At 30.6% G+C, this 13,158-nt stretch carries 10 protein-coding genes, 2 tRNA genes and 1 pseudogene; 4 read left to right on the plus strand and 9 right to left on the minus strand.

The features are described 5' to 3' along the window. Positions 1 to 63: 63 nt before the first annotated feature. The 6 genes from fabG to rluC form a co-directional block, all read right to left on the minus strand. Positions 64 to 798 (minus strand): 3-oxoacyl-ACP reductase FabG, encoded by a 735-nt coding sequence (fabG, locus tag Bamer462_RS02085; protein ID WP_500837477.1) that lies wholly within the window; start codon positions 796 to 798, stop codon positions 64 to 66. Positions 799 to 824: 26 nt separating this feature from the next. After that, on the minus strand, positions 825 to 1,763 hold the full coding sequence (fabD, locus tag Bamer462_RS02090) for an ACP S-malonyltransferase (RefSeq protein WP_500837478.1): 939 nt from the start codon (positions 1,761 to 1,763) through the stop codon (positions 825 to 827). Between the two features lie 27 nt (positions 1,764 to 1,790). Further along, entirely contained in the window at positions 1,791 to 2,744 is a 954-nt protein-coding gene (locus tag Bamer462_RS02095; RefSeq protein ID WP_500837479.1) for a beta-ketoacyl-ACP synthase III, read from the minus strand. A 6-nt stretch (positions 2,745 to 2,750) separates the two neighbouring features. Next, positions 2,751 to 3,794: a phosphate acyltransferase PlsX gene (gene plsX / locus Bamer462_RS02100; RefSeq protein ID WP_500837994.1), complete on the minus strand. Its 1,044-nt coding sequence runs from the start codon at positions 3,792 to 3,794 to the stop codon at positions 2,751 to 2,753. A 21-nt stretch (positions 3,795 to 3,815) separates the two neighbouring features. Further along, on the minus strand, positions 3,816 to 3,986 hold the full coding sequence (gene rpmF, locus Bamer462_RS02105) for a 50S ribosomal protein L32 (protein WP_500837480.1): 171 nt from the start codon (positions 3,984 to 3,986) through the stop codon (positions 3,816 to 3,818). A gap of 900 nt (positions 3,987 to 4,886) precedes the next feature. Next, complete coding sequence (rluC, locus tag Bamer462_RS02110; protein ID WP_500837481.1) at positions 4,887 to 5,867, minus strand: 23S rRNA pseudouridine(955/2504/2580) synthase RluC; 981 nt, start codon at positions 5,865 to 5,867, stop codon at positions 4,887 to 4,889. 526 nt (positions 5,868 to 6,393) lie between these two features. Here rluC and rne point away from each other — a divergent pair. The 4 genes and pseudogenes from rne to Bamer462_RS02130 all read left to right on the plus strand — a co-directional run bounded on the left by rne (position 6,394) and on the right by Bamer462_RS02130 (position 11,756). Continuing rightward, positions 6,394 to 8,529, plus strand: a complete 2,136-nt coding sequence (rne, locus tag Bamer462_RS02115; RefSeq protein WP_500837482.1) for a ribonuclease E — start codon at positions 6,394 to 6,396, stop codon at positions 8,527 to 8,529. A gap of 109 nt (positions 8,530 to 8,638) precedes the next feature. Further along, the gene (locus Bamer462_RS02120; RefSeq protein WP_500837483.1) at positions 8,639 to 8,770 is read left to right on the plus strand and encodes a hypothetical protein; all 132 of its coding nucleotides are present in this window, start codon (positions 8,639 to 8,641) and stop codon (positions 8,768 to 8,770) included. A gap of 630 nt (positions 8,771 to 9,400) precedes the next feature. Further along, positions 9,401 to 10,324 (plus strand): LpxL/LpxP family Kdo(2)-lipid IV(A) lauroyl/palmitoleoyl acyltransferase, encoded by a 924-nt coding sequence (gene lpxL / locus Bamer462_RS02125; RefSeq protein ID WP_500837484.1) that lies wholly within the window; start codon positions 9,401 to 9,403, stop codon positions 10,322 to 10,324. Between the two features lie 492 nt (positions 10,325 to 10,816). Beyond that, a pseudogene (locus Bamer462_RS02130) lies at positions 10,817 to 11,756 on the plus strand (L,D-transpeptidase family protein). A gap of 150 nt (positions 11,757 to 11,906) precedes the next feature. Here Bamer462_RS02130 and Bamer462_RS02135 read toward each other — a convergent pair. From Bamer462_RS02135 to pgsA, 3 genes are all read right to left on the minus strand, one after another. Next, positions 11,907 to 11,988: transfer RNA gene (locus Bamer462_RS02135), tRNA-Leu, on the minus strand. Between the two features lie 18 nt (positions 11,989 to 12,006). Continuing rightward, a tRNA-Cys gene (locus tag Bamer462_RS02140) sits at positions 12,007 to 12,077 on the minus strand. Positions 12,078 to 12,525: 448 nt separating this feature from the next. Further along, on the minus strand, positions 12,526 to 13,077 hold the full coding sequence (gene pgsA, locus Bamer462_RS02145; RefSeq protein ID WP_500837485.1) for a CDP-diacylglycerol--glycerol-3-phosphate 3-phosphatidyltransferase: 552 nt from the start codon (positions 13,075 to 13,077) through the stop codon (positions 12,526 to 12,528). Positions 13,078 to 13,158: the final 81 nt, after the last annotated feature.

Below are 13,158 nucleotides of genomic sequence, written 5' to 3' on the forward strand. Positions count from 1 at the left end.
TAGCAGTGATAAAAAATTATATTTCATTTTATTACATTTTTAAGATATTTCACATAAAATATATTATCCCATATACATTCCTCCATTAATATGTATCGTCTGCCCGGTAATATACGTTGAATAATCAGAAGCTAAAAAAATTACCGCATGAGCCACATCTTTTGGATCTCCAAAACGATTAACTGGTATTTGTGATAAAATATCATTTTTTTGTTTATCGGTTAATTTTTTAACCATATCTGTGCAAATAAATCCTGGCGTTACTAAATTAACCGTAATGCCTCTAGAAGCAACTTCACGAGCTAAAGACTTAGTAAACCCAATCAATCCTGATTTAGCAGCTGAATAATTTGATTGCCCAGCATTACCTGTAATACCAACCACAGAACCAATATTAATAATTCTACCATAATGTTTTTTTATCATCGATTTTATTACCGCTTTAGACATACGGTATGCAGCGGTTAAATTTACATCAATAACAGATTGCCATTCATCATCCTTCATATGTAACAAAATATTATCTTGAACGATACCAGCATTATTTACCAATATATCAACATTGCCAAATTCTTGGCGCATCTTTTTCAAAAAAATATCAATAGAACATTTATCATTGACATTTAATTTCATCCCTTTTCCCTGTTTACCCACATACATATCAATATCTTTAACACCTAACTCACTGGTTGCTGTACCTATTACAGTCGCTCCACACATTGCAAACATTTCTATAATAGCACGGCCGATCCCGCGTCGAGCACCAGTAACTAAAACAATTTTTTCATTAAAATTCATCCTAAATATACTCCTATACAAATATATTAATTCCAATTAATTTTAATTGCTTTCGATAAAGAAATAGGATCATTTACTGATAAACTAAACACATTACTAACAGTACTACATATCAACCCGGTTAATATTTTTCCGGGACCCATTTCTAAAAATCTATTAATTTTTTGATGAATACAATATTGCACAATTTCATGCCAACGCACCGGAGTATACAATTGCCGTATTAATGCGCCACGAATAGCTCTTGCATCCCATTCAACATACACATCAGTATTATTTACCACTGGAATACTAGGAGTAGTAATCACCACTTGTTCTAATTCTTTTCTGAATTTTTCAACTACTGGTTTCATTAACGCACAATGCGATGGAACACTAATAGGCAACATAAATATATGTTTTGCTCCTGCATTTTTACAACATAAATTAACACGATCCACTGCTTCTTTATGTCCAGAAATAACTATATTTTCAGGTGCATTAAAACCAGCGGGAGAAACAATTTGATCTTGTTGCGCTACTTTACATAATTCTAAAACAATATCATCATGTAGCCCTATAATTACAGACATAGCTCCACGTCCATAAGGCACTGCTTCTTGCATTAACATACCACGTATCATTACTAACCTAGCGGCAGAATATAAATCCATAGCTCCTGCGCATACTAAAGCAGTATACTCTCCTAAACTATGACCTGCCATTATCTTTGGTATATAACCTCCCTGCTGTTTCCATATTCTCCAAATAGCCACTGAGGCTGTTAAAATAGCTGGTTGTGCTCGATAAGTTTTATTTAATTCTGTGACGGGTCCATACCGTACCAATTTCCATAGATCATACTTCAAAACTTCCGATACTTCAGAAAAAGTCTTCTCTACTAATGGATAATGTGCTGCAAGATTTCTAATCATTCCAACTCGCTGAGCTGCTTGCCCTGGAAATACTACAGCTAATGTATTCATAATAATTGATATTCCTCTTATTTATTTTTAAAATCGCAATAACGCTGAGCCCCAGGTAAATCCGGCTCCAAATGCCTCTAGTAATACCAATTGACCCGATTTAATACGACCATCGCGTACCGCTTCATCTAACGCTAAAGGAACAGAAGCGGCAGATGTATTTCCATGCCTATCGAGCGTAATTACTACTTTTCTCATATCCATATCTAACCGTTTAGCAATAGCAGAAATAATACGTAAATTAGCTTGATGAGGTACTAACCAATCCAATTCATCTTGATGTAAATTGTTAACATTGAGAGTTTCATCGATAACACGCGATAAAACAGACACGGCTATTTTAAATACTTTGTTTCCAGACATGGTTAAATAATTAGATACAGCCGGATGTTTCCTATTACAATTAGGAAGAGTTAATAAATGCCCATGATGCCCATCTGCATGTAAATGAGTAGAAATAATACCTGGTGTTTTTGAGCGACCAAGTATCACTGCACCTGCTCCATCTCCAAACAAAATCAACGTTCCACGATCTCTGGGATCTAGAGTATGACTTAAAGTATCCGATCCTATAACTAAAGCATAATCTACACTTCCATTTTTAACATATTGATCTGCCACACCTAATGCATAAACAAACCCAGAACAAGCTGCTGATAAGTCAAAAGCAATAGTATCTCGTATACGTAAATCGCGCTGAATTTGACACGCTGAACTAGGAAATGCATGACTAGAAGATGTAGTTGCAACAATAATAATACCTACTTTATCAGCATGCACGCAAGACATATCTAAAGCTCGTTTAGCAGCAAAATAACCCATTCTAGCAACAGTTTCATCAGAACTAGAAATGCGCCGTTCTTGAATACCAGTACGGGCAACAATCCATTCATGCGATGTATTTACCATTTTTTCCAAAACAACGTTAGATCTAATGCGTTGAGGCAAATAACTCCCTGTTCCAAGAATTCTAGTAAACATGTATATTTAATTATTATTTTTAGATAACACTGCGCTTAATCGATTAGAAATTTTTTCTGGAATTTTTCGTTCTACGGCATGAATTGCTTGTGTAATCGCGGAAATAAACGCGCGTTGATTGGCTGCTCCATGGCTTTTTATCACTGTACCTCTTAAACCTACTAAATGAGCGCCATTATACCAATCAGGATTAAATTGATTAAGTTGATTAAATAAATACTTACTTACCCAAAAATTAATGCTTTTCATAAACCAACTTAGGTGATTTTTTTTTCTTGACCCTGATGATTGCAATGTTGATAAAATAACTCTTATGACTCCTTCCATAGTCTTTAAAGTAATATTACCAATAAATCCATCACAAACTAAAACATCTGTTTTTCCCATTAATAAATCATTTGCCTCGATATAACCAACATAATGTATTGATGAAACGGTATGCAATATCTCTGAAGCGTGACGAATATTATCTAAGCCTTTAGTTTCTTCTGATCCAATATTTAATAAGGCTACTCTTGGATTACTAATACCTAAAATTTGTTCTGATAATACCGAACCCATAATTGCAAACTGCACTAACATTGCGCCATCACATGATATATTAGCACCTAAATCTAAAATAACAGTTTTTCCTTGTTTTTGATGCGGCAGCAACGTTGTTAAAGCCGGGCGTTCAATACCATTTAAAGACTTAAGTACTAACTTCGATAAACCCATAAGGGCGCCTGTATTTCCTGCGCTAACACAAGCCTGAGCACGACCTACTTTGATAAGCTCTAAAGCTATACGCATCGAAGTATCCTTGCTCACTCTGATAGCCTGAGCAATCCTAATATCTCCACCAATTACCGATTTTGCTGGAATAACAGTTAACCTATCAAGACTTATAGATCGTGATACCGATAAGATAGGTAAAATTTCATCAGGATTCCCAACAAGCAACAATTTGAGCCGTGGATATAAAGACAACGCTTGTAAGGAAGCAGGTACCGTCATAACAGGTCCAAAATCACCACCCATTGCATCTAATGCAATAACTAAATGTTGCAATTGCATATCGTTTTTCAAAAATTATTTCTCAATCATTTTTCGTCCACGATAAAAACCATCAAAAGTAAGACAATGACGTCGATGTACTTCTCCTGATACCCGATCTATTGATATAGTAACCGAGCGCAATGCATGATGAGAACGACGCATTCCTCTTGTAGAACGAGTAGATTTATTTTGCTGTACAGCCATACTATACCTCCTGTTGATATATTTTTATATTATTGTCATCAAAGTAGTAGTAATCAGTTTAATGCTAATTAATCTTATTAAACAATTAAAATTCACGTTTGTTTAATTACATACAACATAGTTTTTCAAATTAATAATATTTTGTTTATTTTAGTTGAAAATATTATTCTTCTAAAAATATAGTAGATTAATTGTCTATCACTCTGCAAATATATTTTTTTATTTATTTAAACTCTTCTTTTACATTATCACAAAACGCTCTATAACTTTTGTTCAAAACAATAATAATCTTTATATCATCACTGTATTCATACATATGAATATATATTTTCAAATTACATATAATATCAATATCTTATATTAAGCTACCAATATTAGCATATTACTGTATTTTCACTGTCTTAATTTTATAAACTTATTGATTTTTCTTGACAAAAACACTATCTAAAAATCATCAAAAAAATCTTTTTAACATTACTTATTTTTATATCGCTTAATATAACACTAAACGATATGCTGAAAAATTCAACTAACTTAAATGTATACAATCTTCATCTCTTGCATTGTATATGTATATGCTGAATATTAAACTCTTACTTACAATAAACACTATTACACACATAAATACATGTACTACATAGTACATAAAAATAATTAATTAATTTTTACTATTGAAGATAAAATTACCTAAATGCTATAAAGCTAGTATTAAATTGATAGTATAATCGATTGTATAGTAAATTTAAAAATCCCACTATTTGAAATAGCATTCATTTTTAATAAAACAATAAAAAACACCAAAATTATTTTGAAAATAAAACTAAATATATCATATTTTCAACATAATATTAATTATTATAATTTTTATGATTTTATATTATCTATATTTTCTTACATTTTTTAATGAAAAACATAACTGTTGATAATTAAATCTCTTAAAAAAAATAAGCAATTGCGAAATGATTGGTCTAATGGTGCATATATATAGAAAATTTTTTTTGTGTTTGGATGTATCACACGTAACATAGAAGCGTGTAAAAATAATCTATTACATCCAAATTGTTGAAATCGAGTATTAGATTTATAATCTCCATATATATTATCCCCCACAATAGGATGACCGACGTGTTGAGTATGCGCTCTGATCTGATGTGTACGTCCAGTGATCGGCTTAATTATCAGTAAAGTTGCTACACTAGCAAAATGTTCTTTAATTCGAAAATAAGTCTTAGAAAATTTTCCCTTTTCCGAATCTATGTAAACAACCCTGTTATCATTAAATAAAATATTTTTTTTGCACAATGGTTCAGATACTATTTGTACAGTTTCATCCCATCTGCCATGCACCAAAGCTAAATATTCTTTTTTTATATTTTGTAGGCGTAACTGTTCATGTAAATACACTAAAGCAGTACGTTTTTTAGCCACTAACAATACACCAGAAGTTTCCCGATCTAAACGATGAACTAATTCTAGAAACTGTGCGTTAGGACGCAGCGCCCGTAATCCCTCAATAACACCAAATTTAATACCACTTCCTCCATGTACAGCAATACCAGTTGGTTTATTCAGCGCTAATAAATAATCATCTTCATAGATTATGATATTCTGTAAAAATGTAATTTCTTCCATATATTTCGTATTCAATCTATTTATTTTTATTCCTCTTACTGGAGGAATTCTTAACACATCTCCTATTTTCAATTTATATTGAAATTTAATCCTTTTTTTATTAACACGTATGGCACCAGTGCGTATAATTCTATAAATCATAGATTTAGGCGCAACTTTTAAATAAGTATATAAAAAATTGTCAATCCTTTGACCGGAAGAATTTTCAGAAATCTTAATAAAATGTATATGAATATCATGTTCTTTCATAAGAAACCATAGTAATTACATAATTGTTTTAATATAATAACAAAGATAATAAAAAGGTCATAATTTTAGCAAATTCAACTAAACCAAATGATTAATGCTATACAATTGGTATGTTTGATGTTTTCTATTTAAAACTAGCAATTTTAAATTGAAAACATGTAATTTCATACTCATATATTTATATAAATTATTATGTTTTATCCGATATAAAGTATATATAATTATTAATTTATATAATTACAACAAAGTTTTATTTATAGCCAATATATTCTACAAATAAAAAATGATAAAAATCATTCAAGATAATGTTATGTAATACAATAGTCCATCGATAACTAATATTATTAGTATATCAATACGTAGTTATTAACAATTCCAGGGACCTTCTAAATAAAAAAATAATTATATATTTAGGCTGTAAATGCAAATCTATTAAATGTCAAATTACAAAAATACTGAAAATAATTAGATATCTAAATCAAAAATATCTACATTTCAATATGTTAAATGCTGAGTAAAAATTATAATGAAAAGAATGTTAATTAACGCTACTCAACTAGAAGAATTACGAGTAGCATTAGTAGATGGGCAACGATTATATGATCTAGATATTGAAACAATAGGTCATGAACAAAAAAAGTCAAATATTTATAAAGGCAAAATTATCCGAATTGAACCCAGTTTAGAAGCGGTATTCGTAGATTATGGAGTTGAACGACACGGGTTTCTTCCTATAAGAGAAATTTCACATGAATATTTTCTTGCATCATCATCTTGTTATAATAAATTTAATATTAAGGAAATTTTATGTGAAGGACAAGAACTAATTGTACAAATAGATAAAGAAGAAAGAGGAAACAAAGGCGCCGCATTAACTACTTTTATCAGTTTAGCAGGTAGCTACTTGGTACTTATGCCAAATAATCCAAAAGCTGGCGGTATCTCAAGACGCATCGAGGGCAACGATCGTATAGAATTAAAAGAAATTCTATCTACCTTAGAATTACCTGCAGGAATGAGCTTAATCGTCCGTACTGCTGGCGTAGGAAAATCCATCGAAGCATTAGAATGGGATCTCACTTCTCGTCTACAACATTGGCAATCTATCAAAAATACTGCAGAAAAACAACTCGCTCCTTTTTTAATTCATCAAGACAGCAATGTTATTGTACGTGCATTTCGCGATTATTTACGACCAGATATAGGAGAGATTCTGATTGATAATCCCAAAATTTTAAATTTAGCCAAAGAACATATAACTTCTTTAGGTCGTCCAGATTTTGCTAAAAAAATTAAACCATACAATGGAGATGTTCCTTTATTTAGCCACTATCAGATAGAATCTCAAATAGAGTCCGCATTTCAGAGAGAAGTACGATTACCATCTGGAGGATCCATTATTATCGACACTACCGAAGCTCTAACAGCAATCGATATTAATTCTGCACGCTCTACTAAAGGATTGGACATTGAAGATACAGCTTTTAATACCAATTTAGAAGCAACTGATGAAATAGCGCGCCAATTACGTCTTCGTGATGTAGGTGGATTAATTGTTATAGATTTTATAGATATGACTCCAATTCGGAATCAACGCGAAATTGAAAATAACTTAAAAACAGCAGTGTATCAAGATCGCGCTCGTATTCAGATGGGCCATATTTCTAAATTTGGTTTATTAGAATTATCTAGACAACGACTCAGTACATCTCTAGGAGAATTAAGTCATCATATTTGTCCGCGCTGTAATGGCACAGGAAGTATTCGTGACAATGAATCTCTTTCTTTATCTATTTTACGTTTAATTGAAGAAGAAGCATTAAAAGATAATACTCATGAAGTGCATGCTATTGTTCCAGTAGCTATCGCTTCATATTTGCTTAACGAAAAGCGCAAAGCTATTAGCGATATAGAACAACGACAAAAAGGAGTACGTACTATCATAGTGCCGTATGAACAAATGAAAACTCCAAATTACAAAGTACGCCGTATACGCAAAGGAGAAACCAACAATAAACCAAGCTACTTATTAGCAACAAATCAAAACCGAGAAACAATTCAATCATCAGGAGAAATAACTTATTCAAATTACACTAATACTTCAGAACAACTACAATCAACAACAACCATCTTATCAGATTTAATACATACCCTCGCTAACGTTTTATATCACTTAAATCGCAAATTTAAATATCAATCAAAGATAAAAATTTCATGGCTTGATAACATCACAAACTATTGGTTTAAAATTCTTAATTTTTACATTAACCATTATAAACACTTCAAACAAAAATTGTTAAAAATAACCAACATATACATTACCTGGATACATGCCAAAATTGTACACCAGCACAAATTGTCTCAACGAGAGAGTCATAATTTCAAGTCATATCAAAATTTTTGTTCAAAACATAACGGTGACGATATTAACAATCATATCCATAACATACACAATACAACTAATTTAAATAATCCTAAGATTGAAACAGGTTTTTTTAATAGAGATAATAATAAAACTACGTCTTTATCAAAATTTATTAAAAATGCTGACAAATCTACATTTAATCCCTATAATACGAACCATACACAGTCTTTTGAAAAAAGAACAAAAAAAAATCTATGCAACAACAAAGATATAAAAAAGACATCAATACAATGCTAAATTCAAGTATCCCCACAAAACACGTTACTCAAAATCTTGGATATGGTCTAACACTTACTTATCTAAGCACACCTTGTATGCAAAATCAAATAAAGAATCAGTAATACCTATGAATATCAATCCTTATAGAGCGCATAATAAATCAGATTATCACTTTTTTGAAAAACAAACTACCGTCCTTACTGAAGTGGGCTCTAATGTTATTAATAATTTTAAAAATATTAACGGCTCTAATTATTAGCAATAAAATTGTATACATATTTCCAAAAACATTAGCAATGCTATTGCAAATTATCCACGTTTTGATAATAATGCTATTAAACATAACAACAGTATATGTTCAGAAGATACCAATAGTGATCGTACATAACTCATACACCATTTAATCCGATTTTCTTCTCATTTTCGTATAAGTTCTAAATACCGATCGCAACAACAGCGGCAAAAATTACCCTAAAGAAAATATAATAATATTTATTAGGTACATGTAATATAACGTCTGAAATCACTTTCAACATTCATCACATATAGGCGACTTTCACGCATCCGTATATAATTGAAAACAAAAAATCAGTTCTTTGATCTTTAATAAAATAAACTTATAATACATATTTATGATTAAGTTTTGTTGTCCCTAAAACAATATAATCTTCACAAATGCGTTTTGTATATAAATGGACCTATGCTCTATTTTGATGTTTTATTAACTGAAAAATTATATAAATGACTCAAAATGTGGTACACTTAATGTATATATATACAATATTATGAAAATAGGTTCCTAAAATACTGTAGTGGTTGCAATTTATCTGTAAATGTAAATATACGTTGATACACTTTTATATATCATTTTATATAATATAAATTACACATGAAGAAACTTCCAGTGTTTAATTACTCTTTTTTATATCCACGATTTTGGTTAATCTGGTTAGGTATAGGGGTATTGTATATTTTAGTTTTACTTCCTTATCCCATCATACACTATCTTGGCATTAGAATCGGTCGCGCTGCAAAATATTTTATGCTAAACCGAATGCGTATTATTCGCAGAAATTTAGAACTCTGTTTCCCTAATTTACCAAATCAAGAACAACAAGATTTGTTCAACAAAAATTGTGAATCAATAGGTATGGGAATATTTGAAACTGGCATGGCTTGGTTTTGGTCAGAACATAGAATTAAACGGTGGTTTACAATTAATGGATTAAAAAATATAACCCAAGCACAAAAAAAGAATAAAGGCATATTGCTGATTGGAATGCATTTTTTTACTTTAGAATTAGGTGCTCGAATTTTAGGGATGCTAAATCCAGGTATTGGCGTCTATCGTCCTAACAACAATCCATTATTAGACTGGTTACAAACTAAGGGGCGACTGAGATCTAACAAAACAATGTTAAATCGTGCTAATATCAAAGGAATGATTAAAGCTTTACAACAAGGTGAAATTGTCTGGTACGCACCAGATCATGATTATGGGTACAAGAACAGTGTATTTGTTCCTTTATTCGCAGTATCGAACGCAGCAAGCACCATAGGCACCTACATACTCACAAAAATCGCTAACCCTGCGATTGTTCCTTTTGTAGCACGCAGGTTACCCAATGTTCTTGGATATGAGTTACTAATTTTACCAAACAAACAAGATGAAATACCATTAGAAACAAATATCGATATGATAAAACATATCAATAAAGTGATCGAACAAGTAATCCTACTAGCTCCTGATCAATATATGTGGTTACATCGTCGATTTAAAACCCGTCCTCCCGGAGAATCTTCTTTATATTAATCCAAAACAAACAAAACCATCTATATAAGACAATTAGATAAAAAAAATTACTGGTCTTCAACATCAATCAGCATTAAAAAGACATATAACTAAAATTTATTATATAATTCATTTATCTCATTTTACAATTATATATGCATAATAAACTTACAAAAATAAATAGATAGTGATATCACAAAGATTTCATAACATGCAATCGTATCGAGAAAAACAAAAATAATACAGATATATATTATAAACTACATATTGAAATAACATATTGTTTTTAAAAATCTCCTATACCAATCTAAAAATTATTTTAAAATTAGTCAAAATAAATTATTTTATGTTATCGTAACGTTGTTATACTCTTAAAATATAACAATTAGATTATATTGATTTGTTATAAGTGAAAATTAAACATTCTGAAAATGTTTTAAATACCTTTTAAAATGCTACTAACCACATATAAAAAATAATAAAAACAAAAATTTTTTAAATAATGAAAACACTATGAATATAAAAATATATATTTATAATATAATGTGTATTGTTGTAGGTTCATATCATTATTTTTCTTTTGCTACTATTTATACATTACCTAATAACAATAATAGATTAATAGGAGAAAACATAGAGATAGTCACACCTGTAAATAATACACACTCTCTTGAATATTTTTCTGAAAAATTTAAAGTTGGAATTAGCAATATGTTAGAGGCTAATCCCGATATTGATGTATATCTTCCAAATTCAGAAAAAAGACTTTTAATTCCACATCAATTAATTCTACCAAATACAATTCATTCAGGTATTGTAATTAACACTGCTGAAATGCGATTATATTATTATCCTAAAAAAAACAATACCGTCATTGTATTACCAATAGCTATCGGAACAGTTAAAAATGCAACACCATCTCATTGGGTCACTTCAATAAAACATAAAAAAAAACCCCATTTGGATCCCTACCAAAAGTATGCGTGATGAATACCTTAAACAAGGAAAATTCCTTCCCACAATATTTCCAGCAGGACCTAATAATCCGATGGGACTGTATGCTTTATACTTAGAAAAAAATTATGCGATCCATGGAACTAATTGTAACTTTGGCATCGGTCTTAGAATAACTCGTGGTTGTATCAGATTACGCCCTCAGGATATTGAATATCTTTTTCATACTGTCCCCGTCGGTACTAGAGTGCAATTTATAAATGAACCTATAAAAACTACTGTTGAAACAAATGGAATGCGATATTTAGAAATCCATAATCCATTATCTTGTAGCACAGAAGAAATCCAATCAGACGCATCAGTAATAGCACATCTGAAAGAACAAGTACAATCTATATTAAAAGACGATTGTGATATAGATCATCAAATAATTAATAAAGCATTACAAGATCGTTCTGGTATACCAATCAACATTACACATAACGCATTAAAAAATTAAAAGTAAACAACTATTACCTTAACATCTATACTGCATTAGATAGATATTGAAACTCACCAACACACTTACAACGAACACCCGGTCATTTTTTTTAAATAAAAACAGTGATTATTAATAATATCTCAAAAATTTTATCAAACTATTTCAAACTACCCGGGACGAGATTTGAACTCGTACAGCCAAAGCCGAGGGATTTTAAGTCCCTTGTGTCTACCAATTCCACCACCCGGGCTGTTCATATAATACTACAAGACGCGTCTCGGAATTGAACCGAGCTATACGGATTTGCAATCCGCTGCATAACCACTCTGCCAACGCGCCTCATAAACAATATCAACCAAATATATAATATTTAATACACAACTAAATCAACATAACTACATTTTTAATTATATATCCTATAATGATAATTTCAATTATCATTGACTAACTTAACAATATCAAGATTTTTAACATAATAGATCTAAAGTAACCCAAACTATTTCTTTATTTTTTAAAAATGAAATATAGCTTTCCATTATCTGATAAGTATCAGAGCCAATATTACCATCATTAAACGAAGATAATTTATTACTTTTAAAAATTGTAATTTTTATCTTAACTCAACACGTTTATTAATGTGGGATACACACTTACGCATTAACCATCACATAACACCTATATATGAACATACAGTTCTGTTATATATTTATTATTTAACAGATTTGCATGTATGTACACAGATGCACGCATCTAATTGCGTGTTGATAAATGTTATAATTATATAAAATCAATAATTAAACAGATCATAACGCACAGTATATAAATAAAGACACATAGACCAAAACGTTAGTAAAACCGAGATATATAATGCAATAACACCTACCATTATTATCCATTCATCAGGGCTCCATAACAATGCGGTTAACGATAACATTTGTACAAATGTTTTAATCTTACTAACCCAAGACACCCCGATGCTATTGCGACTACCAATTTTAGCTATCCATTCACGTAACGCTAATATAATCACTTCACGAACAATCATGCTAGACGCTGGTAATGTGATCCACCACACATGAAAATGATCAGCTATTAAAATAAGAGCAGCAACTATCATCACTTTATCCGCTACCGGATCTAAAAATTTACCAAAACTAGTAGTTTGTTTCCAACGACGCGCTAAAAATCCATCGAACCAATCTGTAATAGCCGCCATAAAAAATATCACAGTACACACCATTGGCGCCCAATTTATAGGTAGATAAAACACCACTATAAAAAATGGTACCATTATAACACGAAATAAGGTAAGATATGTTGGTATATTAATAAGATCCATAATAACAAAAAATTAATCTAACACAGCTATAATAGTACACCTATGAAATATCATAAGTTCAGGATCAGATATTAGATTAAT

The organism is Candidatus Blochmannia americanus (nom. nud.) (genome assembly GCF_059934915.1).

Excerpts from the sequence above, each read along its gene's own strand:
- fabG (WP_500837477.1), bottom strand. The coding sequence starts at position 798 with ATGAATTTTAATGAAAAAATTGTTTTAGTTACTGGTGCTCGACGCGGG.
- fabD (WP_500837478.1), bottom strand. The coding sequence starts at position 1,763 with ATGAATACATTAGCTGTAGTATTTCCAGGGCAAGCAGCTCAGCGAGTT.
- Bamer462_RS02095 (WP_500837479.1), bottom strand. The coding sequence starts at position 2,744 with ATGTTTACTAGAATTCTTGGAACAGGGAGTTATTTGCCTCAACGCATT.
- rpmF (WP_500837480.1), bottom strand. The coding sequence starts at position 3,986 with ATGGCTGTACAGCAAAATAAATCTACTCGTTCTACAAGAGGAATGCGT.
- rluC (WP_500837481.1), bottom strand. The coding sequence starts at position 5,867 with ATGAAAGAACATGATATTCATATACATTTTATTAAGATTTCTGAAAAT.
- rne (WP_500837482.1), top strand. The coding sequence starts at position 6,394 with ATGAAAAGAATGTTAATTAACGCTACTCAACTAGAAGAATTACGAGTA.
- Bamer462_RS02120 (WP_500837483.1), top strand. The coding sequence starts at position 8,639 with ATGAATATCAATCCTTATAGAGCGCATAATAAATCAGATTATCACTTT.
- lpxL (WP_500837484.1), top strand. The coding sequence starts at position 9,401 with ATGAAGAAACTTCCAGTGTTTAATTACTCTTTTTTATATCCACGATTT.
- pgsA (WP_500837485.1), bottom strand. The coding sequence starts at position 13,077 with ATGGATCTTATTAATATACCAACATATCTTACCTTATTTCGTGTTATA.